This is a genomic window from Pseudomonas sp. 8(2025), from assembly GCF_052665325.1.
In genome coordinates this window covers 219,788-243,161 of the sequence record NZ_JBQOIE010000005.1, presented here as the reverse complement: position 1 = coordinate 243,161, position 23,374 = coordinate 219,788, and the positions used below count along the sequence as shown (strand labels likewise).

Sequence of the window (23,374 nt, the reverse complement as noted above, 5' to 3'; positions counted from 1 at the left end):
AAGGGGTCGAGGTTCAGGATTCGATGCAGCGGCTCAAGCGATCTTTTCTGCAGCCTGGGCCAGGCCCAGTTGCTGGTTCAGCGAGTTGAAAATGTCCCGCGAGCGCAGCGACAGCAGGCTGAAGGAGCCGGCATCGCCATAGCCGTGGGAGGATTCGCACAGACCATTGAGGTACAACGCTGGCAGATGGCTGCCCTTGGCTGCGGCCAGGCTGTAGTCGCGCCCGATGCGGATCACGCCCTGAGCGTCGCTCTCCAGGTGTTCGGCCAGGTCCTTGAGGATCGCCGGGTAGCGTTCTTCCTGGGGGCCGGTACCGAGGTTGCGAAAACCCGTGGCCAGGACGATCGCGTCCAGCCCGCCCAGCTCCTCGGTGGCGTGGGTGCTGCTGTTGCGCAGCGACAGGCTGTAGCCCTCGCCGTCCGGCGTGCAGCCCTGGATCTCGCTGAGCCCCTTGATGATCACGCGCTCGCGGCCCTGCAGCTTGTCCTCATACATGCCCACGTAGAGTTCCTTGATTACGTCGGCATCGGCAGCGGAATAGTTGGTGTAGTGCAGGTGGCGGTTGATGTTCTTCTTCGCCTCGGCGGAGCTGTTGTAGTACTGGTCGACGAAGGACGGGAAGTACACGTGCTCGCTGAACTGGCTGGTGTCCTTGAGGCGGAAGCCGTAGCCGCGCTGCACGCTGACGATTTCCAGGTTCGGGTAGGTGTGGCGCAGGTGCAGGATGATTTCGATGGCGCTCTGGCTGCCGCCGACCACCGCCACACGCTTGAGCTCACCCTTCTGCGCCAGGCTGGCCAGGCGCCCCAGGTACTGGGTCAGGTGGAACACCCGGTCCGCCGCGGCGTTGGCGAACACCTGCGGAATCACCGGGGTGCGGCCCGGGGCCAGGACCACGGAGCGCGCCTGATACTGCACGCCGGCCTGGGTGGTGATGGTGTAGAGGTTGCTGGCCGGGTCGACCTGGATCTGGCTCACGCTCTGGTTGTAGGCCACGTCCCGGGCGAAAAAGCCGGCAACCCAGCGTACGTACTCGGCGAACTCGCTGCGCAGGGGGAACTCCAGGCCCAGGTTCAGGTGTTCGAACAGGCGGTCGTTCTCGAACAGGAAGTTGGTGAAGGTATAGCGGCTGCGCGGGTTGCGCGGCGTTACCAGATCACGGCTCGGGTGGTTCTGGATATCGCTGCCGGAGAGCATCATCTCCGGCTGCCATTGAGTGCTCGCGTGACGCTCGAGAAACAGCCGGGTGCCGGCAAATTCCATCTCTTCCATGGCGATGGCCAGGGCGATGTTCGCCGGGCCAAAACCGATGCCGATCACGTCGTAAACTTGCCCTTCACGGCCAACATCCTTGGCAGTCACTTTATGAACACTCATAAATTCCCCTTCCTGCAACAAAAGTCAGACTCGAAAAAGCAGAAAAAACACCAGTGTCTTTTCTGCCTTCCGTCAAATAGCCATTAATTTTTAGTTAGCGTTATTCGTTATAACTAGTTCGGCTTTTTCAAACTTCTTCCGCAGCCAACTTCAGCCACTTTTGTACTGGCGGGTAGGCCAGAACTTGTTCGACATAAGCCTGAAGTTGTGCCGGCACCGCCACGCCATAACGACGGAAGCGGAACACCACAGGTACGAACATGGCATCGACGATGCCGAAGTCGCCGCACAGGAACTGCTTGGAGCCGCTGGCGTGGCGCAGGTTGGTCCAGATGTCGAAGATCCGCTGGATCTCTTCCTGGGTGTCGGCGGTCAGCGGCTCGGGGGTATCGCCGGTGTTCAGGCCGAAGGACATCTGGGTACGCAGGTTGACGAACCCGGAGTGCATTTCCGCCGCGGCAGCGCGGGCCTGGGCCTTGACCAGCGGGTCCTGGGGCCACAGGTTGGCCGCCGGATAGGCACCGGCAACGTACTCGCAGATGGCCAGGCTGTCGTTGATCACCACCTTGTCCAGCAGCAGTGCCGGCACCTTGCCCGAGGGCGAATAGCGCAGGATCTGCTGGCGGGTGTCATCCTGTTCCAGCTTGACCTGAAGGGTCTCGAAGGAGACGTCTGCCGTTACAAGAACCAGCCATGCACGAAATGACCATGAAGACTTTTTGTAATCCCCAATAACTAGTTTTGTAGGCATCACTTCCCCTAGCTCGCGTTGTGAAATGGGTGCTAAATTTAGCGGCCCTCTTTTCCAACGTATTGCACAAAACTGGACAAACTCATGGATGAGCACCAACCCGGCAAAGTCTTTAGGCCAGACAAGGATTTCGTGCAGTTTTGGCGAATACCAGAAGGCGACTGTGAGTTGTTATCGGCGCGTTATAGCACTCAGTCTTTTGGCAGGCATTCACATGATCGGTATGCAGTAGGCGTTATAAGCAGCGGGGTGGAAAAACTCTTCTATAGAGGCAGCTACTACCTGGGCAGCGCCGGCAGCGTGGTCACCATCACCCCGGGGGAAATTCATGACGGCCTCCCCGGGCATGACCAGGGCTGGATGTACCGCATGCTTTACCTCGACCCGGGCTGGGTCAACCGGGTGATTTTCCAGGGTCGCTTCGGCGCCGAGCACATCCATCTGTTCCAGAATGCCCTGAACCTGGACCCCAGCTTTGCCCTGACCTTCCTCCAGCAACACCAGATCATCGAAAATTCCCCACCCAGCCTGGAGCGCGAATCCATCCTCCTGGACCTGGTGACCCAACTCTTCGAACGCAGCGGCGCCCCCATTGCCGCCATCGCCAGCGCCGAGCGCAGCGCCGTCAAGTTCATCAAGAAGAAGCTCGAAGACGAATACGCCCGGCACATTCCCCTGGAAGAACTGGCGCAACTGGTGGACATGGACCCGCTTTACCTGATCCGCGTGTTCAAGAAGACCGTCGGCGTCTCGCCCCACAGCTACCAGATCCAGAAGCGCGTGGCCCAGGTGCAGAACCTGCTGCGCACCGGCGCCAGCCTGGCGGAAGCCTCGTTCAGCTGCGGCTTCTTCGATCAGAGCCACATGACCCGCGCCTTCAAGAAGGTGGTGGGCATTACCCCCGGCAGTTTCCGTAACAGCCGCGCCTGAGGCGCGGCCTTCTTTCCCTGTTGTTCCCGTTTGAGCAAGGACCCGCTGTATGCCCACGATCCAGACCCCGGAATGCACCCAACTGCCGGCCGGCGCCGTCGCCTACCCCGATGCCCAGGAGGTGTTCGTCGCCGACCAGCAGGAACTGGCCGAGCACCTGCTGCCGCTGCTGTCCATCGACGCCAACCTGATCAACCCCGGCTGGTCCGGGCGCCTGCACCTGCTGAGCCCCATCGAACCCGATGAGGGGCTGGTAGGCGAATTGACGGCAGACTGCGGCTTTGGCAGCGAACTGCTGAAGACCAACTGGATCGGCTTCAAGATCGAGAACGGCCGCTACCGCCTGTGCGGCGACCCGCGCTACTTCTTCCTGCACCCGGGCAATGCCGATCTGCCCGAGCCCCGGCGCAACGTGCGGGCCAGCCTGCAACGCCATTACGCCCAAGAGCACGCCACCTACCAGGCTTCGCGCCAGCGCTACCAGGAACTCGGCCGCCTGACCTGGCCGGAGGACAGCGACTACCACATGACCTTCATCGACCAGATGGCCGGCATCGCCGAGGGCTATGGCAACTGGGTGGAAACCGTGGAATTTCCCATGGATATCGTCGAAGCCACGGATGACAGCGGCGACATCGACGTCTGGCCCTTGAGCCCCGCTGGCCGGCGCTTCGAGCACGCGCTCAGCGTACCGGCCAGCCACTACGGAATCAGCGGCGCCGACCTGATCGTGATGTTCTACGAACCGGTGGAAGGGCTGGTGCTGTTCTGCTTCGACTGGTCCTGAGTCCCACCCCGCCCCTTCAGAACAGCGCCAGCGGATACTGCACGCGAATCCGCAACTGGTCGATGGAACCATCGGCCTGGGCGCTGTTGCCTCGATGCCAGATCTGCGTGGCCCGCAGGTGCAGGCCCTTCAGCGAACCGCTGCTGAAGGTGTAGCTCAAATCCAGGTCGGTTTCGTGATGACGGCCATCTTCGCCATACAGGCCATGGTAGATGCTGTTGGCCGGGGCATGACTGCCATCCACTCCCCAGCCCCGCTGATAACGCAGCCCCAGGTTCAGGTCCGGCAGCCCAAGCCAGGCCAGGCGCTGGTCGTAACGCAATTGCCAGGAGCGTTCCCGTGGCCCGTTGAAATCCGAGTAGGGCGCGGAGTTGGCCAGGACGATGGATTGCCCGGTCTGGCCGTCTCCGAAACCTATGTAGTCGAACGGGGTATCCGAAAACGAGCGCTGGTAGGCCAGGGTCAAGCGATGGGCATCGAAACGGTACGCCAGGGCATGGGAGGCGATCAGGTTGTCGATGGGGCCAAACAACGAGGCGCCGCTATCCCGGGTGCGATACAGGTTGAAGGTGTTGCTCAGGCTGCGCTCGCCAGCCAGTTCCAGGGTGTGGCCCAGGTTGAGGTAATGCTGGGTCCAGACGTCCTCCAGTTGCCCCAGGTAATAAGCCCCGCGCCATTGCTCGCCCCTGTAGTTCAGCCCCAGGTACTGGGCGCTGTCGATATTGATCCGCGCCCCGGACAAACGTCCGTATACCGTGGAAATCCCGCCTCGGGCCTTGCTTTCGGTGGGGCCGGACAAGGCACTCAGCCGCGCCGCTTCCAGGCTCAGCCCGTCCCAGTCGCGCTGTAACTGCCAGCCGTAGGCCATCCCGGGAATGATCCGGCTGTTGTTGGCCGCCAGCACCGGCGCCTGGGTGGTGAAATTGCCATAACGCAGCTGTGCCTCGGCCACCTTGAGCTTGAGGGCACCGCCAACCTTGCCATGGCTGTCCCGCGGATGCCCCTTGCCGTCCAGCGCCAGGGTGCCGGTGCCGGTGCGCCCACCGCCACTGTCGAGCTTGAAGGCCTGCATGGCAAAGGCATCGAACCCCAGGCCCAGAAGCCCGGGGGTAAAACCGGAACGGTAATACAGCTGCACCGACTGGCCCCACTCCTGGCGATAACCATTGCGCTCACTACGCGGTTTGTAGCGGTTACGGCCACTGTTGTTGGGCCCGTTGCGGTAATCCCGGGCGAAGTACTGGTTATCGAAAAACATCCGGGCCTCGCCCTCGGTGAACAGCTCCTCCCAGGCCTCAACTCCCGCCTGGCTGATACCGCCCGGGCCCAGCCACAACCCCAGCAGCACAATGCTTGTGCGATACACGGACATGGCACTGTTCCTTGTCAGTGAAGGAGCGCCGCCCGTAGCCGGCGCTCAGGGATAGGAGGTCAATCCAGGGCCAGGGTGGCGCGCAGTTCGCGCCGGGCCCGGTTGAAGTCGTCAAGGGCCTCAGGGTTGTGCAGCAGCTCGACGGCCAGGGCCACCGCCGAGATCCGCCCCCCTTCAAGGTCCGTGGGGTAATGCACCCCGGCCACCACTCGGCTTTGCCCCGCGGCAGCGGCCCGTGCAAACAGCTCGTCACGCTTTTCCGGGACCATTCGCGCCAGGAGAATGGCGCTCAGGTAGGCATCCATGGTGTGCCCGCTGGGGTAGGACTCGCCCATCGGCGGCGCCAGCACCGGCTTTACCTCGGCGCTCAGCTCATAAGGCCGGGGGCGGGCGAAATGGGCCTTGGCAGGCATCAGGGTCTGCACCAGGTCCTTGAGGGTGCGGCGGAAGAACTGCGCAGTCAGCGGGTGCCGGTCGAGAGTGAACTGCGGCCCGAAAATCTCCCCGGCAAAGGGAAATACCGCGTCGCTCAGATGATCGTCGCGTTTGGCCTGCGCCACCTGCTGCGGCGTGCGTTGGCCCTGGACCAGCAGTACGGTCTCCAGGTCCTGGCGGTCCTCGGAGCTGCCGGCAAGTGGTGGTGGAGGCAGGAAGGCCGCCAGATCCAGCGCCTGAGGCGCCAGGTAGGGCTGCACCGGCGGCTGCGCCGCATGAGTGCCAAGACTGACGATCAGCAAAATAGCGCTCAGCATGGCTAAAGGTTTACCAGTCATGAAGCAGATCCTTTCTTTGGGACGAGCAATAGCGGCCCGCGACAGAGGCCACAGACAGAGAAGTGCGATTGCAGGAAGGACAAACTCAGGGCGGCGCTTGAGGCCGTGATGTCTGGCGCATGCCAGTGGACGAACAGCGGAAGACGTGATGTTCAGAACCTTGGCCCGGGGCCAGGTACTGCACAGGCGGATCGATCAATGTCCAGGCGGCAGGCGCGTTCCGGACAACCAGGGTTGCGTTCATAGTGCCCACCGTTCTTGTTGTTATCGGTTTCGGCGAGGGTGCGCCCAGGGGCGCGGTAATGCCTGATCGAGTATCCCGGCGCACCAGGGCAGAAACCATCCTGCAAATGCAGGATGGCGCAAGTCACGCTACGGGCAGCTTGAAAAAAAGCCTAGCGGGCCAGGGCCGGAGGCAATGGAGCTCTGACGCAAGCCCTCAACTGCGGCAGCGGCTACAGCGGCAACTCCACCCGCGCCTCCAGCCCACCGCCTTCACGATTGAACAGCCGCAACTCGCCGCCGTGTTCGCGGACAATGGCCCGTGCTGCCGACAGCCCCAGGCCCACGCCGCCGGTGCTCTTGTTGCGCGAGCTCTCCAGCCGGAAGAATGGTGCAAACACCTGTTCCAGAGCCTCGGGTGGAATCCCCGGGCCACGATCGAGCACGCGTACCCGCACCTGATCCGCTCCCTGTTCCAGCACGATGGCTGGCTGCGCACCGTACTTGAGCGCGTTGTCCAGCAGGTTGGTCATCACCCGCTTGAGCCCCAGGGGCCGGCCGCAATACACCAGACGCGGCGGCCCGGTGAAGAGGATTTCCATGGACTGGTCGCGGTAGTCGTCCACCAGGGTCTGCAACAGTTCGGCCAGGTCGAAATGGGTGGCCTGCTCCAGCCGCGCATCGTCGCGGAAGAACTCCAGGGCCGAATTGATCATCGCCTGCATCTCGTCCACATCGCGGAACAGGCGCTGCTGCTGGTCGGCATCCTCGATGAACTCACCGCGCAGGCGCATGCGGGTCAGCGGTGTGCGCAGGTCATGGGAGATGGCCGCGAGCATCTGGGTGCGGTCCTTGATGAAGTGCTGCAACTGCGCCTGCATGGCGTTGAAGGCAAGAATCGCCTGACGGATCTCGTGGGGCCCCACCGGATCGATGGGCGGCGCGCGAAAGTCCACGGCAAAGCGCCGGGCGCCCTGGGCGAACTGCTGCAGCGGCTTGGCCAGCCGGCGAGTGGCAATCAAGGCCACCAGGCCGGTGGAAATCAGCACCAGGGCAATTACGATCAGGTTGCGCGTGCCCTCCTCCAGCCCCCAACTGCGTGACGCCGAAGAAAACATCAGCCAGCTTTGGTCGCTCAACTGCACCAGCAGCGCGTAGCGACCTTGGTCGCTTCGCCAGTCGCTGGGCTGATAGGCCTCGATATGCCGCTGCGGTGGGCCGAGCAAGGCGCGAAACGCCTCGGAGCCGTCGCGGTATTCGGAGTCTTCCAGCAGCGGCAGATCCAGGCCCCGCCGTGTCGCCTGCCAGACAATGCTCAGGTGATCGGTGCTGACCGAAGCCGCCAACCGCGAGCGCTGGCCCGGCTCCGAGGCCTCGACCATGCGCACGATGGCCGCGGACTTCTCCAGCAACCCGGTTTCCGCCAGTGGCGGATAAGCCCAGACCCCGGCCAACTGCACGAACAGCGCATTGAACGCCAGGGCCGTGAGCATGGCCATGATGATGGTCAGGGCGATCCAGCGCGCCACGGTGTCGCGCAGGCGATAACGCCACAAGGGCTTGATCAGCTTCACTGGCGGGTCACGCTGGGGGTGAACAGATAGCCGCCGTTGCGTACCGTGCGAATCATTGCCGGGCGCTTGGTGTCGAACTCCAGCTTGCGCCGCAGGCGGCTGACCTGGACATCGATGCTGCGATCGAAGGCGTCATGGGCCTGGCCCCGGGCCAGGTCCAGCAACTGCTCGCGGGTGAGGATGCGTTGCGGGTGCTCGACAAGCACCAGCAGCAGGTCGAACTCCCCCGCCGACAGCGGAATCATCACCTGGTCCGGCGAGCGCAGCTCACGGCGAGTCAGGTCCAGTTGCCAGTCGGCGAACTTGATCAGGGGCCGCGGCACGTCCGCGCTCGCCGGCCGGCTCTCTCCGGCCCGGCGCAGCACCGCCCGCACACGGGCCAGCAGTTCGCGGGCATCGAAGGGCTTGCTCAGGTAATCGTCGGCGCCCATCTCCAGGCCCACCACCCGGTCGCTCAACTCGCCCATGGCGGTGAGCATGATCACCGGCGTGGCGTGCTGCTGGCGCAAGCGCTGGCACAGGGTCAGGCCGTTGTCGCCGGGGAGCATCAGGTCGAGGATAATCAGGTCCGGCACCTCCCGCTCCAGAGCCGCCCACAGCGAAGCGCCATCGGTGGCCACGGCCACCTGATAGCCCTGTTGGACAAAAAATTTCTTCAGCAGAGCGAGGACTTCAATGTCGTCGTCCACGATCAAAAGACGGCTCACCAGCAGGCATCACTCAAGGTCGGAAAGAGCCGTTATCTAAAACCATTCGGCGCGGCCCGTCATATATTTCAACGTGGTAACAAACCTTCAGCCACGCAATAAAGCAGACATCTTTGCGCAAGGTTCACCTGCCAGCATCGGCTTCCCCTTGCTGGAGAACCCTGACCATGCGCCTGCTCAAACCCGCCTCGGCCCCAGCCCCTCTTGCCGCAAAGGAGCTGCCCATGCCCACCTGCGAACAACACGCCCTGATGCTGCTGCAACGCGTGACCAAGCTCGACAACGCCAGCCTGCATTGCCGCGAAGTCAGCCTGCGCATGTCTGAAGACCAGAATCACCTGGTGCTGACCCGCTACAGCGAGCACTACAGCCCCGAGGGCATGGAGTGGGTGGAGCGCAAGCATCGGGTGTCGGTGACCGACCTGCTGCGCTGGGTGATCGAGCAGGGCCAGCCGCAGAGCATTGAACGCGGAGAAGAACACAAGGCCTCGCCCCTACAGAACTCCGCTAACTGATCTGACTGGCCGTGGCCACAGAGGCGCCCCTAAGTCTCTTCGGCAGACGCCTGTCTGCCCGCCTCCCCACGAACACCAACCTCTCGACACGCCAACGCACTCACCGCCAGACACCCCGCCGCCAGCGAATACACCCACACCGTGGACGCCACCGGCAGCAGCAAGCCGGCGATCAAGGGCCCGACCCCGGCGCCGATATCCCGCCACACCGCATTGGCCGCCAGGGCCCGCACCCTGCCCGTCCCCGGATGCCGCTGTGCAACCACCGTGACCACCAGCGGCAATTGCAGGGCCCGCAACACCAGCACCAGGGCACCGCCGACAATCAGCCAATGGCAACCAAAGCCCACCAGGGCCACAGAGGTCAGCAGGGAGAAGACGATCAACATCCGCGTCGCGCCCCAGCGTTGTGCAGCGAGGCCGCCCAGGGGGCTCAGGAGCATTTCCGAAACGTAGCGCAGGGCCAGAAGCCCGCCCGCCACCAGTACCGCATTGCCCGCCATCAGCTGCTCGGCCTGCAGCGACAGGCCAATGATGAACAGACCATCCAGCACCAGCCCTTCGATAAAGGACCATAGCGCCACGCTGTCGGGGCGCTGAAAACGGCGGCTGGAACTGGCCAGTGGATGGGGTTTGCTCGGCAGGCCGAAGGCCAGGAGCAGGGCGACCAGCGACGTCAGGGCCATAAGAAGGAAGATCACTCGCGGGCCATATTCGACGCTGACCAGCGCGCCCAGGGGCAAGGCCAGCATCGGCCCGGTGGCGATCAGCGCCCGGGAGCGGCCGGTGCGGCGGGCGGCGCCCGTGGGCTCGGCGGTGGCCATGACCTGGGTTGACAGGTTGAGGGCCGCGTAGGTCAGGCCCCAGCCCAGGCGCAACAGCAGCAGCCACCAGAAACCGGACAAGGTGGCGTAGCCCAGGGCACAGAGGGCGGCGGTGAAGGCGGCCAGCACGCAAACCGGGCGATCACCGCGCCGGGCGTAGAAGCGCATCACATGGCTGTAGCCGAAGATCCGCACCAGGCGGTTGGCTGCCAGCAACAGGCCGGCTTCGGCCAGGGTCACGCCGAAGGCCTCGTGCTGCATGGGCAGCAACAGGTAGAGCAAGGTGTCGCCGGGCAGGCACAGGCCGAGGATCGAGGCGGCGCGGGCGGAAGCCTCGTCGGTGGTGCGGGCGTGGGTATCGGGCATGGCAGGCAAACCGGCAGGTCATGAACGGCGTTCAGCGTGACCTTCTGTTGCGGCACTGACAAACGCTTTAATTGCGCCATACATGTGACTAAATTAGACACATGATCACTGACCTGCCGCCCCTGAACGCCGTCCGCGCCTTTGCCGCCGCTGCTCGCCACGAGAGTTTCAGCCGCGCCGCCGAAGAACTGCATGTGAGCCACAGCGCGGTGAGCCGCCATATCAAGTTGCTGGAAGAGCACCTGGGGGTGCTGCTGTTCGAGCGGCGCATCCGCCAGTCGGTGCTCACCCCTGCCGGGCAAGCCTTCCATGAGCAGGTCAGCGTGGCCCTGGCCCAGATCGCCAATGCCGCCGCCTCCCTGCGCCGCGGCGCGGCCCTGCGCAAGGTCACCATCAATGTGCGGCCGTCCTTCGCGGTGCGCTGGCTGATTCCCCGCTTGCCGCAGTTCATGGCGCTGTACCCGCAGATCCAGCCGGAGGTGGTGACCAGCACCCTGCTCCCCGACCCCGCCAAGGAAACCTTCGACCTGGTGATTCGCCGTGGCCGCTCGGGCTGGGCAACCACGCTGCAACCCCAACGCCTGCTGGAAGACGAAATCCTGGTGGTGGCAGCGCCGTCGCTGTTGCACAGCACAGCATTGAACAGCCCCGATGATCTGCCGCGACATACCTTGCTGGTCAGCCGCACCCGCGCCAGCGACTGGCAGAAGTGGCTGGAGCACTGCGGCCTGAAACCGCTGCGTACCTCGCCAACCTTGCATTTCGACCATATGCACTTCGTGCTCCAGGCCTGCGTTGACGGGCTGGGCCTGGCGCTGTGCCCGGCATCGTTGCTGGCCAAGGACCTGGCCAGCGGCCGCCTGATCTGCCCCTTGCCGGACCTGCGCCAGCCCCTGACCCGCTATTACTACGCGCTGGCCAGTGATGCGGCCCCCGAAGCCCAGGTGTTTATCGACTGGATGCTGGCGCAGATTCACCAGGACGCCATGGATAATCAGGTGCAACAGCTTGCGGGCAATGCGGGCCAACGCCCATAAATAATCGGATACAAAAGCCTTGCTCCAGCCCGCGCAACCGACGTTTCTTCGACATCGGCTGCGCTACCATTTCGCCCCCTTTGCAACCGCCAGAGATCCCGCAGCAGATGCTCCCGACCACGCCCCCCACTGCCCTGCCTCCTGTTCTCGCCGGCCCGTTGCTGCGCCGCCTGGAGCCGACGCGGCTGGTGCTGTGGCTGGTGGGCTCCAGGGCGTTGGCGCTGACCCTGCGCCTGCAGCCCGCTGGCAGCGCGACCCTGGATCTGGCCCTCGACCCGCAGCAATGCCAGGTCATTCCCGTCGGTCGCCATGCCTTCATCCATCTGATCGATGTGGCACTGGACGACGCCCTGCCCCTGGACGTGACGATCGCCTATGACCTGCTGATCAACGATGCCGACGACAGCGCCCGGGCTATTGCCGATTGGGCGCCGCACCTGTTGTATGGCGATGCCGGGTCCCCTGAGTTCGTGCTCCACAGCCGCATCGACAACCTGCTCCACGGCTCCTGCCGCAAGCCCCATCACCCGTCCGCTGACGGCTTGCTCTGCGTCGACCGCCTGCTGGCGCAACAGCCCGAGCCCGGACAACGCCCGGCCTTGCTGATGATGAGCGGCGATCAGGTGTACGCCGACGATGTGGCCGGCCCCATGCTGCGGGCCATTCACGCCCTGATCGAGCGCCTCGGGCTGTTCGATGAACAACTGGAAGGCGCCGTAGTGGCCGACAGTCAGGCGTTGTACCGCCATGGCGCCAGCTACTACCAGCGGGCCGAATTGCTCCCGGCGTTGAAGAGCAATGAAACCCTGCGCGAGCGGTTTTTCGGCGGAGTGAAAAAGCCGATCTTCACCAGCAGCAACGCTGACAACCACCTGGTGACGTTCGCCGAGGTGCTGGCCATGTACCTGCTGGTCTGGTCGCCGCTGCCCTGGACCCTGATCACGCCACAGCCGCCGGAACTGACGCCGGAACAGCAAACGCGCTACACCCGGGAACAGCAGCGCATCGACGAGTTTGTCCAGGGCCTGAAGGGTGCCGCGCGGGTCTTTGCCCACCTGTCGTGCCTGATGATCTTCGACGACCACGACATCACCGACGACTGGAACCTCAGCGCCCAATGGGAAGAAACCGCCTACGGTCACCCCTTCTCCAAGCGCATCATCGGCAACGCGCTGCTGGCTTACATGCTGTGCCAGGGCTGGGGCAACAACCCGGATGCCTTCGCCCAGCTGCTGGAACACACTCGGGCCTTGAGCGCCACGGCACAAGCCTCGGAACACCTGCTGCAACGTCAGCCCCAGGACGATCTGATCGACCAGTTGCTGCGCTTTGAACAATGGCAATACGTATTGCCCAGCACCCCGGCCCTGGTGGTGCTGGACACCCGCACCCGGCGCTGGCGCAGCGAGTCCAACCTGGGCCAGCCTTCCGGCCTGCTGGACTGGGAAGCCCTGAGCGAACTGCAACATGAACTGCTGGATCACCCCTCGGCGATCATCGTTTCACCGGCGCCGATCTTCGGCGTCAAGCTGATCGAAACGGTGCAGAAGGTCTTCAGTTGGTGCGGCTACCCGCTGCTGGTGGACGCGGAAAACTGGATGGCCCATCGCGGTTCCGCCCAGGTGATCCTGAACATCTTCCGCCACTCGCGAACCCCGGGCAGCTACGTGATTCTCTCGGGGGATGTGCATTACTCCTTCGTCTACGAAGTGCTGATCCGCCACCGCCAGGGCGGCCCGCGGATCTGGCAGATCACCAGCAGCGGCATCAAGAACGAATTCCCCGCCGCCCTGCTGGAATGGTTCGACCGCCTCAACCGCTGGCTCTACTCGCCGCGCTCGCCGTTGAACTGGTTCACCAAGCGCCGGCGGATGAAGGTGATGCCCCATGTGCCCGAGCATGCCGAGGCCGGGGAGCGGCTGTGGAACTCGTCGGGGATCGGCCAGGTGTTTTTCAATGAGCAGGGGCAGCCCGTGGCGATCTATCAGCACAATGCCAATGGCACGGCGCCGACACGGATGATTGCGCCGAGATAGAATCCGCTGTCGCCGGCCACCAGGAAGGACCCGCCCCAACATGCCTTCAAGCCCGATCACCCCGGTACAGCGAGACACCATCCGCTACCTGCTCTCGGACGCCTTTGTCGACAACGAGGTGGACTACGCCTACATCGCCCGGGAAACCCAGGCCTACGACCGGGCCGAGGTGGAGCGCATTCTCTACGAAGAGGTGGCGCCGGTGTGCTACATCAACCTGATGTCGGTGATCCCGGAGATCTGGATCGGCTTCGAGCGGGAGTCCTTGCTGGAGGAAATCGAGGATAGCCTGGCACTACGGCGCAGCAGCCGCTGGCAGGCCTTTCGCGACCGCTTGTTCATCCGCTGGATCCGCTTTCGCGGCGCCTATATCTGGGAGGAAATCTGCAAGCACTATGGCCCGTAGGTTCTTGCCCTAGCGCGCATCGGCGCTGCAGTAATCGGTAGGCCGCAGCGCCACCCGCTCCGGCAGCATCTCGCCCTTGTCGTCGATCTTGCGCAGCATGGCGGTGCACATCTGATCCTGGAGAAACACCATCTGATAGGTGGCGCCGGCCTCGGGCACGAAGGTCACGCTTTGCTCGCAAACGGCGCGGTAGTCCTTATCCATCCCCGGTTCAGTGTTGTAGAACATGAAGGCGAACGGGCGATTGGCCGGGATCTTCAGTTCGTTGGCACCAAAGCCCTCCTGGCGGCGCATGCGGTCGGTAGCGGCCGTCATGGGAATGCCCAGGTTGCGGAAGTTGGGATTGGCAATGCCGCGATGGGGGCGAACCATCAGCCCTGAGGCGGGTTTGCGCCAGTCGATGCAGTCGCTGTAGGGCACACCCCGCACCAGCCCCTGGGCGACGATGCGGATCAGCGCGGTTTCACCGGCATCGGCCGGCACCCGGTAGCTGACGGTGGTCGCTTTGAGCGCGGAAACAAAGGCACAACCGCTGAGCCCCAGAGACAGGCTCAGCAACAGGATCGAGCGAAACCGCATGATTCATCCTTGAAGGACCGACAGCGAAGGCTGACGCAAAGGATGGCAATCTTACCTCGGCGCCAGGGCGCATCGGCAGATTTTTCTGCGGGGCCTGTAGCCGCAGCCAAAGGCGGCGACTACAGGGTCAAGCCCTCAGTAACGGGCGTCCGCCGGACGACCGCCGTTGGGCCAGTCCTTGACCTTGTCCGGGAAGTCCGGGCGCGGCTGGTGGGAGAAGTATTCGGCCACGTCCAGGGCTTCCTGGTCCGAGAGGCCGCCCTGGCCCAGGGGGAACTTCTCGTGGAAACCGATCGGCATGTTGCGTTTGACGAAGGCCGCCGCAGTGTAGGTGCGGGCCATGCCGGCACCGATGTTGAAGGATTGATCGCCCCACAGCGGCGGGAAGATCAGGCTGCCGTCGGCGCGTTTCAGGCCCTCACCGTCAGCTCCGTGGCACACCGCGCATTGCTTGGCGTACACCTGCTTGCCATTGTCGGCATTGGGCTTGAGGGCCGGGTCGATCTTGCCCACACCGCGGCCGGCCACCTTGTCTTCTGGGCGGGTGTTCATTTTCATCCACTCGAAGTAAGCCACCATGGCTTGCATGTCGGCGCCGTTCACCGGCAGCGGCTTGCCGTGCATGGAGCGGCGGAAGCAGCCGTTGATGCGCTCTTCCAGGGTGATGGTCTTGCCCGCCCGCGGCGCGTAGCCGGGGAAGAACGCCGAGACGCCGACAAAGGGTGAACCGTCGGCCACGGTGCCGGCGTTGAGGTGGCAACTGGTGCAGTTCAGCGAGTTGCCGACGTTGTCCGGCAGCAGGGCCTTGGTTTCCAGGTGCAGGCGCATGCCACGCACCACTTGCTCGGCATTCGGCGCCGCCAGCAGGTTGGCCAGGCGCGGGGTTTCGAACAGGGTGCTTTCCACTTGCGGGCTCAGTTGCGCCCGCATCTTCTTCACTTGCTCGGCGCTGATGGCGGAGCCGTTGTTGCCCCAGCTGCTGCGGACAAAACTGAGGATCTCGGCGATCTCGCCATCGGCCAGCTGGGCAAAGCCGGGCATGGTGTAGACCCGTGGATGGGCCGCGGTCTGGGCGGTCTTCCAGCCGGTCAGGGTGATGTGCAGCAAGGAGGTCGGGTTGGCCGAAGCGACGCTGGGGTTGCCGGCCAGGGACGGGAACATCTGCGGCACACCAGCGCCGTCCTGACGGTGGCAGTCGGAACAGAATTGCGCGTAGCCCAGGCCGCCACGGGAGGTGAACAGGTCGTTCGGCGGGGCCGCCGGGGTCAGGGCCACCGATGGCATGGGCAAGTCGTCCTTGCCGGCCGGCAGGGACTTGAGGTACGCGGCGATGGCCGTCAGGTCGGCGTCGGTGAAGTGCTGGGTGCTGTGGTGGATCACGTCGGCCATGTTGCCGGATACCGTGGCAAAGCGGTTCTGCCCGGTCTTGAGCAACTGCACCGTGTCCTCCACGGTCCACAGGTTGCGCAGGCTCAGGGCTCGCCACTCTTCCACCGTCTCGCCGGCCAGGTAGTGCTGGCCGCCGGATTCGCTGTCGCTCATGGCCTTCTCCTGGAAGGCGATGCCCCGCGGGGTATGGCAGGAACCGCAGTGGCCCAGGCCCTGGACCAGGTAGGCGCCGCGATTGAGCTGTTCGTCCTTGGCCGGGTCAGGCTTGAAGGGCTGCTTGTCGACGAACACCAGGTTCCAGAACCACAGGCCCCAGCGCTGGTTGAAGGGGAACCCCATGTCGGCTTCCAGGTTGCCCTGGGCTACGGGTTCCACCCCGTGCATCAGGTAGGCGTAGAGGGCGCGCATGTCCTCTTCGGTCATCTTGGCGTAGGACGGATAGGGCATGGCCGGGTACAAATGACTGCCGTCAGGGGTTACGCCTTCGCGCATGGCGCGGTCGAATGCTTCGAAGCTGTAACTGCCGATACCGGTGTCTTTATCCGGGGTGATGTTGCTGGAGTAGATGGTGCCCATGGGCGTCTTCAGCTCCAGGCCACCGGCCATGGTGGCCCCGCCCTTGGCGGTGTGGCAGGCAATGCAGTCGCCGAGCTGGGCCACGTACTGGCCACGCTGGATCAGTTCGGAATCTGGGGTGGAGGCCGCCGCTGCCGGGGTCGGCTCGCTGGCATGCAGTAGGGGTACGCAGAGCAACGCAGCGCCCAGAAGGCACAGGCGTGACAGAGAAAAAGCCATCAGGTTATTCCTTTAAAATCCGCCTGGGGTGGTCCCCTCGGCCGATATCCACAAAGGTTTTTATTGGTTATCCCGGCCTTCACGGTACAGGCCCGGGGCTCGATACCTTGTGGGTCCGAGCCTGATGCCCTTGTAGCGGATTTTTCTGAAAACCCTGTTGATATGGATCATGGCCCTATAGGCAATGTCCTGTATGGCCGACACTGCGACACTTTTACCGGGTGGTTTCCACCCCTAGGCCGGCGGCCTGCCAATCGACGAAACCGTCGTCCAGGCGCCGCACCCTGAAACCCTTGGCGCGAAGCAAGGCCGCGGCATTGTGTGACAGCACGCAGTAGGGCCCGCGGCAGTAAGCCACCAACTCCTGGCCCGCGGGCAACTCGGCCAGACGCTGCTCCAACTCTTCCACCGGGATATTGATTGCCCCCGGCAAATGCCCAAGGGCGAACTCCTGCGGCGAGCGCACGTCCAGCAGGGTCATGCCGCCCTCCTGCAGGCGTTGGCGCAGCTCTTCCCGGGAGATGCCCTCCAGGCGCCCCGGCTGCTGCTCGCTGTCGGCCAGCAGCTCACGGATCTGCCCGTGGTTGTATTCGACGTATTGGCGCAAGCCCCCCAGAAGTGCGGCCAACGGCCCCTGGCTGAGGCTGTAGAGCACCCGCTTGCCGTCGCGCCGGGTCTGCACGAAACCGCCCCGGCGCAGCTGTTGCAAATGTTGCGAGGTGTTGGCCACCGAGAGTCCCGAGGCTTCCACCAGGCGCTCCACCGGCTGCTCGCCACGAGCAATGTGCTCCAGCAGGATCAGGCGATGGTGATGGCCGAGAATACGTGCCAGCTCGGCCATGTCCGCCAGAGGCTGTTGAGGGGAAATCGAATCAGTCATTGACAGCTCCTGCTGCTTTATTGATCATTCAATCACTTAATTGAATGAAACTTTATCACACCCATAGCCGAGGCTGAAGTGCAGCCATCCATACCCAGGAGTCTTTATGCATGAGTTCATGGCGTTGATTTTACCGGCACTGCTGATCGGTGTCGGCGCTACCTTGGTCCTTGATTTGTGGACGCTGTTTCTGGCACGAGTGTTGAACATTCCTGGCCCCAACTGGGCCATGGTCGGACGCTGGATCGGGCATTTTCCTCGTGGCCAGTTCCTGCACCAGAGCATTGCCCAAGCCGGCACGGTTCCGGGGGAACGGGCCCTGGGCTGGCTGGCCCACTACCTGATCGGCGTCCTGTTTGCCGCCCTGTTGCTGCTGGCCTGCGGCCTGGAGTGGGCGCGGCAACCGACCCTGGCACCGGCCCTGATCATCGGCGTATTGACGGTGGCTGCGCCGTTCCTGCTGATGCAACCGGGCATGGGCGCCGGGATCGCGGCGAGCAAGATGCCCAAGCCGAATGTGGCCCGGCTGCGCAGCCTGATGGCGCATTCGGTGTTCGGGCTGGGCTTGTACATGGCCGGGATGTTCTGGGCGTGGGTGTTGGGGCAGACTGCGTGACCTCAGCCCAGAGGCCGAGCGTGCCCAGAGAGATCGATCGATGAAGCCACCTGTATGCGACCTGTGCCACAACGATTTTTCCTCGGAGATGTGCCATGCCGGAACTGGCGGCGGCATGGTGCAGTTCGCCGATTATCGCCCGCTGGGCCAAGGGTGCGCGGGGCACCCTCATGGCTACGAGTGGTTCTGCGATGAACATCTGGCCAGTGCCCGGGCCCTGGCTTCGCTGAGCTATAGCGATGCCAGGGCAGTGCTGACCCGGCAGTATGCTCCGCTTGCGGACTACCCGCCCCTCGCCTCCAGTGATCCAGCACTCTGGATCACCGAGGTGGGCCCCAACCCCGCGAAGATCTTCGCGCTGATCAGGCAAGCCATGGGCGTAAGCCCCAACGTGGCCAGAAACTTGCTGACCGGCGTCCCCTTCAAGGTGATCCAGGCCTGGCCGCAACAGTTCAGTGTCTGGCAGGAGGCCCTGATTCAAGCCGGCGCCCAGGTTGAAGTACGCTATCCCTCGTCCAAGTCCGCCTGGGCCGAGCAAGCCGACGCAGATAACGACTGATCCTGCTCGCGCATCCAGTCTGCACTCGCAGGGGCTTTCACATACCCGCTGAACCCAGTTTGCTCCACACAAGCAATATCCGTAGGTCTAGCCGTGTCCGCCGCCGAGGCTGGCGTCTACGCTGGGTTCTGATGGACTGGCAGGCGCCCTGGCGGTACCTGCGCTGGAAGATCCCGGGCACTTGTGCCGGTGAAAGGAATCAGAGCCATTTGTAACCTGATCATCGCCCGGCTTGTTTTCATGCCCCCTGCGGAAGCCCTTGCCCATGCTCGAACACCTCGACCTCAACGCGCTGATCGCCGCCTACGGCTACTGGGTGATCTTCATCGGCTGCCTGCTGGAAGGCGAAACCGTGTTGATTCTCGGCGGCATGGCGGCGCATCAGGGTAGCCTGCAATGGCCGCAAGTGATCGGCTGGGCCACCCTGGGGGGCATCCTCGGCGATCAGTTGCTGTTCTGGACCGGGCGCTATGGCGGGGCGCGCCTGCTGCCCAAGCTCAAGCGCCATCAGGCGGCCATCGAACGGGTCCAGGGCCTGATCCGGCGTTACCCTTCGACTTCGGTGTTCGCCGTGCGCTTTCTCTACGGCATGCGCCTGGTGGGCCCGATGGTGATCGGCGCCAGTGGCCTGGCACCCTGGCGTTTCGCCCTGCTCAATGTGCTGGGGGCTGCGGTATGGGCCATCTTGTTCGTCAGCGCCGGTTACTGGGCCGGCGAAGCCTTGCAGCATTTTCTTGGCGACCTGAAACCCTATCGCCTGCCGATCTTCCTCGGGGTGATAGCGCTGGTGGTCCTTGCGGCACTGGTGCGGCATTTGCGTAATAGGCACAAGGCCCAGCAGCACTGAGACAAGGGCTTTGGCACATCGGGAATTTTCATACTGACCCGGCGACTTTATTTCGTTTGTCCAGGCCCCCCGGCCCCGGCTTAGATAACGGCTTGTTTCCGGCACCCAGAGCCCGCATCCATGAGCCACGAGAACATCAGCCGTTCGATCTCCACCGTCCACCCGATCCGCCTCAGCCACGGACGCAACGCCGAGGTCTGGGACGTCGATGGCAAGCGCTACATCGACTTTGTCGGCGGTATCGGTGTGCTCAACCTCGGGCACTGCCACCCACGCATAGTCTCAGCCATCCAGCAGCAGGCCACCCGGCTCACCCACTACGCCTTCAATGCCGCGCCTCACGGGCCCTACATCGAGTTCATACAGCGCCTGGCGAACTTCATCCCGGTGAGTTACCCGGTCAGCGGCATGCTCACCAACAGCGGCGCCGAGGCCGCGGAAAACGCCCTGAAGATCGTGCGCGGAGCTACCGGGCGCAGCGCGGTGATCGCCTTTGACGGAGGCTTCCATGGGCGCACCCTGGCCACCCTCAACCTCAACGGCAAGGTGGCGCCCTACAAGCAGAAGGTCGGTGTACTACCCGGGCCTGTGTACCACCTGCCCTACCCCAGCGCCGACAACGACGTCAGTTGCGAAGAAGCGCTGAAAGCATTGCGTCGGCTGTTCAGCGTGGAGATCGATGTACAGGAAGTGGCCTGCTTCATCCTTGAGCCGGTGCAGGGCGAAGGCGGCTTCCTGGCCCTGGACGCCACGTTCGCCAGGGCCTTGCGCAGCTTCTGCGATGAACATGGCATTTTGCTGATCGCCGACGAGATCCAGTCCGGCTTCGGCCGCACCGGGCAGCGTTTTGCCTTCTCCCGCCTGGGCATCGAGCCGGACCTGATCCTGCTGGGCAAGAGCATTGGCGGCGGGGTTCCACTGGGCGCCGTGGTGGGTCGCAAAGCATTGCTGGACGTGCTGCCCAAGGGCGGCCTGGGGGGCACCTACTCGGGCAACCCGATTGCCTGCGCGGCGGCGCTCGCGACCCTGGATGAAATGACCGACGAGCACCTGCAAGCCTGGGGCGAGCGCCAGGAGCGGGCGATCGTGCAACGCTATGAGCATTGGAAAAGCAGTGGGCTCTGCCCCTTCCTGGGCCGTCTGACGGGGGTGGGAGCCATGCGCGGCATCGAGTTGGTCAATGCCCGGGGCGAATCGGCGCCAGAGCAACTGAGCACGCTGCTAGGCAGCGCCCGGGATGCGGGCCTGCTGCTGATGCCCAGCGGCAAGTCGCGGCACATCATTCGCCTGCTGGCGCCCTTGACCACCGAGCCTGAAATCTTCGAGGAGGGCCTGGATATTCTCCAGGAATGCCTGGCGCGCCTGTGATTCCCGGCGCGCCGGCGCCGTGGCTAGAACAGATAGCCCATGTAGATCGCCGCGCCACCACCCGCCTGTACGCCGGCGTTCATCCCCGCCATCACCAACGCGCCCTTGGCCGAGCGCATCAACTGTTCGTTGACCCGGGACGAAGCGATGATCGAGGTCACCGGGCTGGAGTTGAGGGCCACCGCCATAGCAAGCAGCTTGGGGTCCAAGCCGAACAGCAAGGCCGTGGCCGAACCACCCACCACCAGCCCTGCACCCACTTCGGTGTACATGCAAGGGCCGGTGATGTCGTCCTCCGTCAGGTCGCTGCTGCGCAGAGCATCGCTAACAAACACCTTACCGGTGCTGGGAAAGGCCTCCGCCGCGCCTGCGCCTCCAACGCTCTTGCCCTTGACCTGGATATTGACCTTGCCGAAACGCGGCAGGCGCGCACCAAAACCGGCGCCCACCCCCAGGCCGCCGTAGCGATAGCTGACGTCCTTGCCCTGGGGTGAACGCAGGATGATCGAGCCGCCGCTACCCGCCACGAGGGCTACGGTCAGGCCGCCGCCGCTGGCGGTCTGGTACAGCCATTTACTTTCGTTGACCGGAATCGGAATGCTGAGGTTCATGGGGTCAAAGTCCTTTTGCTCGTTGTGTGGCTCGTCCGCGCTGGCTGATGACACCCACCAGGCCGGCCAGGGTAAATACCAGACCGATCAGGCCGAGCACACCCGGGGTGGCCCAGAGTGCTGCCGGGTCGTCGATGATTGCGCTGTTGGCCGGCCGCTCGGGCTGGTAATACACCCGCACCGGCTGGTCCTTCTGGTAGCCGAAGATAAAGCCACCCTGGGGGTAGGAAATCTTCTCACCGGTACTGCTGGTGAAGGCGATCTCGGGGTGCGAACCCCCGGCATTCAAATCGCTGACGATACCGTCGGCGGTCTGGGCGCTGGCGAGGAACTCGCGGCGATCAAGGGTGAGATTGATGGCGATGACCAACAGGCCGATGCCGATCAGGGCGAACAGCAGACCCTGGAGGATCTTGCCAAAGCGTGACGGGGTGGAGTTAGCCATGGGCTGTCTCGATATTCGTCCGTGAAAGAGGGAGGCCACGATAACAAGAAACCTGCCTCCAGAAAAACCACTGCCGCGGCGCAAGCGCATTCCGGCAACGGCGTTCAGGCGCCCTGGAAAGCGGCCTGAGCGCCTGTCGCCAGCGCTTGCAAACCGAATTTCCGACGGGCATTGCCCTGGAGGAATTTGTCCGCAAATACCGGCGGAAGTTCCAGGCCCCGGACCTGCTCCCGGCGTTTTTTTTTCAACACACCAAGAGGAATTGGCCGGCGAGCAGCACGTTGCCCTGGCCACAAATCCGTGGCCAATGCCTGAACGCCGCGAACAGCCGTACGAGTTTCGAAGAGCTCCCTTGGCCGGTTGCGTTCAGGCTCCGAGGGCTGCCAGTTTCCGAGGCAGGCTTGTATCCTCCAGGTCGCCCACGGTCGAGCCGGCACGCCGCTGCGACAACGATGCCCACTGGGCCGAAGCACTCAACTACATGGGTCGGCCCCGAGCACAGTCGGGGCGCGATCTGCCCGTACTTGCCCATTGGAGAGTTCACCATGCTGATCCGCGACGCACACGCCGCTGAAAGCGAAGCACTGCGGCAGTTTCTCGGCGATAACGGCTGGGGCCATCGGGTGGGCAGCAGCGAATACTTCGCCCAGTTGCTGGCAAACTCCCAGCGCACGGCGGTCGCCCTTCTGCAGGGGCAGATCGTCGGCTTCGCCCGAGGCATCAGCGACGGTCTGTCCAACGGTTACCTGTCCATGGTGGTCGTTGCCGAGCAGCACCAGCGGCGCGGTATCGGCCGCGCCCTGGTGCATTGGGTGATGGGCGACAACCCCGAGATCACCTGGGTCCTGCGGGCCGGGCGCCCCGGGGCAGCGGAATTTTTCAGCTCGCTGGGCTTCGAACCCTCGATCATCACTCTGGAACGCACGCGCCATCGCGCATAATCACTCCCCCGCCTCCAGCGCATCCAAGGAAGCCCCATGTCCGAACAGCACGACTCCAACGCCGACTGGCCCCCCGCCGGCTGCCCGCCCCTGGCCTGGCCGGACCTGCCTGACCAGGCTGCACGGCTGAACTGGTACCTGGCCGCAATTGGCGCCTACGGCGCGCTATGGGAAGGGCATGTCAACGAACCGGAATTGACGCCTGTCAGCGAGGACGCCCTGCAGGCGCTGGAGCAACGCCTGGACTGCCCGTTGCCTCGATCGCTGCGCGACTACCATCGGCAATTGGGGGTGCTGTCCCTGGCGGAGGTCCTGTGCAGCGTCGGGCCCGGGCACACGCCGATCCAGCCGTTGCTGGAGGCTTATCCCGGTATCGTCGAGATCGGCGATGTCGATCTGGTACTGGCAGGCAAGCTGGTGGCCTTCGGCGACTACCTGGGCAATGGCAACCTGTTCTGCTTTCACCGCGAATCCGGCGCGGTCTACTACTTCGATCACGACACAGGTGCGGCGCTGACACGTTTTTTCGACTCCCCCGAGGAGTACCTGGATGCGCTGATGCTGCTCTGCCTGGCGGAGGTGTATGACGACGATGATGCTGCCGAAGCATTGATCAGCCAGCGCTACGGCGAGGACCTGGTACGCAAGTGGCGCTATTGAGCCCTGC

24 protein-coding genes are annotated in these 23,374 nt (G+C 63.9%); 12 read left to right on the top strand and 12 right to left on the bottom strand.

The genetic code is table 11. The annotated features are described in order from the left end of the window. Positions 1 to 33: 33 nt before the first annotated feature. Both ACUXVH_RS12770 and ACUXVH_RS12765 read right to left on the bottom strand, forming a co-directional pair. On the bottom strand, positions 34 to 1,377 hold the full coding sequence (locus ACUXVH_RS12770; protein ID WP_019094258.1) for a SidA/IucD/PvdA family monooxygenase: 1,344 nt from the start codon (positions 1,375 to 1,377) through the stop codon (positions 34 to 36). A 127-nt stretch (positions 1,378 to 1,504) separates the two neighbouring features. Then, positions 1,505 to 2,128 carry a glutathione S-transferase family protein gene (locus tag ACUXVH_RS12765; protein ID WP_011063240.1) on the bottom strand — a complete coding sequence of 208 codons (624 nt, stop codon included), beginning with the start codon at positions 2,126 to 2,128 and terminating at the stop codon, positions 1,505 to 1,507. Positions 2,129 to 2,212: 84 nt separating this feature from the next. Between ACUXVH_RS12765 and ACUXVH_RS12760 the strand changes: the two genes are divergently transcribed. Then, complete coding sequence (locus ACUXVH_RS12760) at positions 2,213 to 3,058, top strand: helix-turn-helix domain-containing protein (RefSeq protein ID WP_011063241.1); 846 nt, start codon at positions 2,213 to 2,215, stop codon at positions 3,056 to 3,058. 49 nt (positions 3,059 to 3,107) lie between these two features. After that, on the top strand, positions 3,108 to 3,845 hold the full coding sequence (locus ACUXVH_RS12755; RefSeq protein WP_011063242.1) for a hypothetical protein: 738 nt from the start codon (positions 3,108 to 3,110) through the stop codon (positions 3,843 to 3,845). Positions 3,846 to 3,861: 16 nt separating this feature from the next. On the opposite strand, the gene ACUXVH_RS12750 is transcribed toward ACUXVH_RS12755, so the two are convergent. The 4 genes from ACUXVH_RS12750 to ACUXVH_RS12735 form a co-directional block, all read right to left on the bottom strand. After that, positions 3,862 to 5,217, bottom strand: a complete 1,356-nt coding sequence (locus tag ACUXVH_RS12750; RefSeq protein ID WP_065365241.1) for an OprD family outer membrane porin — start codon at positions 5,215 to 5,217, stop codon at positions 3,862 to 3,864. 59 nt (positions 5,218 to 5,276) lie between these two features. Then, positions 5,277 to 5,990, bottom strand: a complete 714-nt coding sequence (locus ACUXVH_RS12745; RefSeq protein ID WP_065365240.1) for an acid phosphatase — start codon at positions 5,988 to 5,990, stop codon at positions 5,277 to 5,279. Between the two features lie 455 nt (positions 5,991 to 6,445). Then, positions 6,446 to 7,786 carry an ATP-binding protein gene (locus ACUXVH_RS12740; protein WP_065365239.1) on the bottom strand — a complete coding sequence of 447 codons (1,341 nt, stop codon included), beginning with the start codon at positions 7,784 to 7,786 and terminating at the stop codon, positions 6,446 to 6,448. Continuing rightward, positions 7,783 to 8,493, bottom strand: coding sequence for a response regulator (locus tag ACUXVH_RS12735; protein WP_065365238.1), 711 nt, complete (start codon positions 8,491 to 8,493; stop codon positions 7,783 to 7,785). Before ACUXVH_RS12735 ends, ACUXVH_RS12740 begins: the two co-directional genes overlap by 4 nt. A gap of 224 nt (positions 8,494 to 8,717) precedes the next feature. Between ACUXVH_RS12735 and ACUXVH_RS12730 the strand changes: the two genes are divergently transcribed. Continuing rightward, positions 8,718 to 9,008, top strand: a complete 291-nt coding sequence (locus tag ACUXVH_RS12730) for a hypothetical protein (RefSeq protein ID WP_255313438.1) — start codon at positions 8,718 to 8,720, stop codon at positions 9,006 to 9,008. Between the two features lie 29 nt (positions 9,009 to 9,037). Here the strand turns inward: ACUXVH_RS12730 and ACUXVH_RS12725 are convergent, their stop codons facing one another. Further along, positions 9,038 to 10,198, bottom strand: a complete 1,161-nt coding sequence (locus ACUXVH_RS12725) for an MFS transporter (RefSeq protein WP_065365236.1) — start codon at positions 10,196 to 10,198, stop codon at positions 9,038 to 9,040. Positions 10,199 to 10,299: 101 nt separating this feature from the next. Here ACUXVH_RS12725 and gcvA point away from each other — a divergent pair, with 101 nt between their 5' ends. The 3 genes from gcvA (at position 10,300) to ACUXVH_RS12710 (ending at position 13,677) form a co-directional block, all read left to right on the top strand. Next, positions 10,300 to 11,235: a transcriptional regulator GcvA gene (gene gcvA, locus ACUXVH_RS12720; protein ID WP_123397323.1), complete on the top strand. Its 936-nt coding sequence runs from the start codon at positions 10,300 to 10,302 to the stop codon at positions 11,233 to 11,235. Between the two features lie 107 nt (positions 11,236 to 11,342). Then, positions 11,343 to 13,271, top strand: a complete 1,929-nt coding sequence (locus ACUXVH_RS12715) for an alkaline phosphatase D family protein (protein WP_065365234.1) — start codon at positions 11,343 to 11,345, stop codon at positions 13,269 to 13,271. Positions 13,272 to 13,311: 40 nt separating this feature from the next. After that, positions 13,312 to 13,677, top strand: a complete 366-nt coding sequence (locus ACUXVH_RS12710) for a DUF7079 family protein (protein ID WP_239690659.1) — start codon at positions 13,312 to 13,314, stop codon at positions 13,675 to 13,677. A 9-nt stretch (positions 13,678 to 13,686) separates the two neighbouring features. Here ACUXVH_RS12710 and ACUXVH_RS12705 read toward each other — a convergent pair whose 3' ends face one another. The 3 genes from ACUXVH_RS12705 to ACUXVH_RS12695 all read right to left on the bottom strand — a co-directional run bounded on the left by ACUXVH_RS12705 (position 13,687) and on the right by ACUXVH_RS12695 (position 17,320). Further along, complete coding sequence (locus ACUXVH_RS12705) at positions 13,687 to 14,256, bottom strand: hypothetical protein (RefSeq protein WP_065365233.1); 570 nt, start codon at positions 14,254 to 14,256, stop codon at positions 13,687 to 13,689. 135 nt (positions 14,257 to 14,391) lie between these two features. Then, positions 14,392 to 16,440, bottom strand: a complete 2,049-nt coding sequence (locus ACUXVH_RS12700) for a c-type cytochrome (protein ID WP_015636897.1) — start codon at positions 16,438 to 16,440, stop codon at positions 14,392 to 14,394. A gap of 214 nt (positions 16,441 to 16,654) precedes the next feature. Then, positions 16,655 to 17,320 (bottom strand): ArsR/SmtB family transcription factor, encoded by a 666-nt coding sequence (locus tag ACUXVH_RS12695; RefSeq protein ID WP_065365232.1) that lies wholly within the window; start codon positions 17,318 to 17,320, stop codon positions 16,655 to 16,657. 106 nt (positions 17,321 to 17,426) lie between these two features. Here ACUXVH_RS12695 and ACUXVH_RS12690 point away from each other — a divergent pair, with 106 nt between their 5' ends. The 4 genes from ACUXVH_RS12690 to ACUXVH_RS12675 all read left to right on the top strand — a co-directional run bounded on the left by ACUXVH_RS12690 (position 17,427) and on the right by ACUXVH_RS12675 (position 20,710). After that, positions 17,427 to 17,936, top strand: coding sequence for a DUF2938 domain-containing protein (locus tag ACUXVH_RS12690; RefSeq protein ID WP_011063256.1), 510 nt, complete (start codon positions 17,427 to 17,429; stop codon positions 17,934 to 17,936). Between the two features lie 40 nt (positions 17,937 to 17,976). Next, on the top strand, positions 17,977 to 18,495 hold the full coding sequence (locus ACUXVH_RS12685; protein ID WP_019094248.1) for a hypothetical protein: 519 nt from the start codon (positions 17,977 to 17,979) through the stop codon (positions 18,493 to 18,495). Between the two features lie 265 nt (positions 18,496 to 18,760). Beyond that, positions 18,761 to 19,342 carry a DedA family protein gene (locus ACUXVH_RS12680; protein ID WP_019094247.1) on the top strand — a complete coding sequence of 194 codons (582 nt, stop codon included), beginning with the start codon at positions 18,761 to 18,763 and terminating at the stop codon, positions 19,340 to 19,342. 120 nt (positions 19,343 to 19,462) lie between these two features. Then, on the top strand, positions 19,463 to 20,710 hold the full coding sequence (locus tag ACUXVH_RS12675; protein WP_065365231.1) for a 2-aminoadipate transaminase: 1,248 nt from the start codon (positions 19,463 to 19,465) through the stop codon (positions 20,708 to 20,710). A gap of 23 nt (positions 20,711 to 20,733) precedes the next feature. On the opposite strand, the gene ACUXVH_RS12670 is transcribed toward ACUXVH_RS12675, so the two are convergent. Beyond that, the gene (locus tag ACUXVH_RS12670; protein WP_011063260.1) at positions 20,734 to 21,321 is read right to left on the bottom strand and encodes a hypothetical protein; all 588 of its coding nucleotides are present in this window, start codon (positions 21,319 to 21,321) and stop codon (positions 20,734 to 20,736) included. Between the two features lie 4 nt (positions 21,322 to 21,325). Next, a complete protein-coding gene (locus ACUXVH_RS12665) occupies positions 21,326 to 21,766 on the bottom strand; it encodes a DUF3592 domain-containing protein (protein WP_026020098.1) in 441 nt (146 codons plus the stop codon). A 545-nt stretch (positions 21,767 to 22,311) separates the two neighbouring features. On the opposite strand from ACUXVH_RS12665, the gene ACUXVH_RS12660 reads away from it, so the two are divergent. Together ACUXVH_RS12660 and ACUXVH_RS12655 are read left to right on the top strand one after the other, a co-directional pair. Further along, positions 22,312 to 22,707 carry a GNAT family N-acetyltransferase gene (locus tag ACUXVH_RS12660; protein ID WP_011063263.1) on the top strand — a complete coding sequence of 132 codons (396 nt, stop codon included), beginning with the start codon at positions 22,312 to 22,314 and terminating at the stop codon, positions 22,705 to 22,707. Between the two features lie 36 nt (positions 22,708 to 22,743). Next, on the top strand, positions 22,744 to 23,367 hold the full coding sequence (locus ACUXVH_RS12655) for an SMI1/KNR4 family protein (RefSeq protein WP_065365230.1): 624 nt from the start codon (positions 22,744 to 22,746) through the stop codon (positions 23,365 to 23,367). The last annotated feature ends 7 nt before the right edge of the window (positions 23,368 to 23,374 follow it).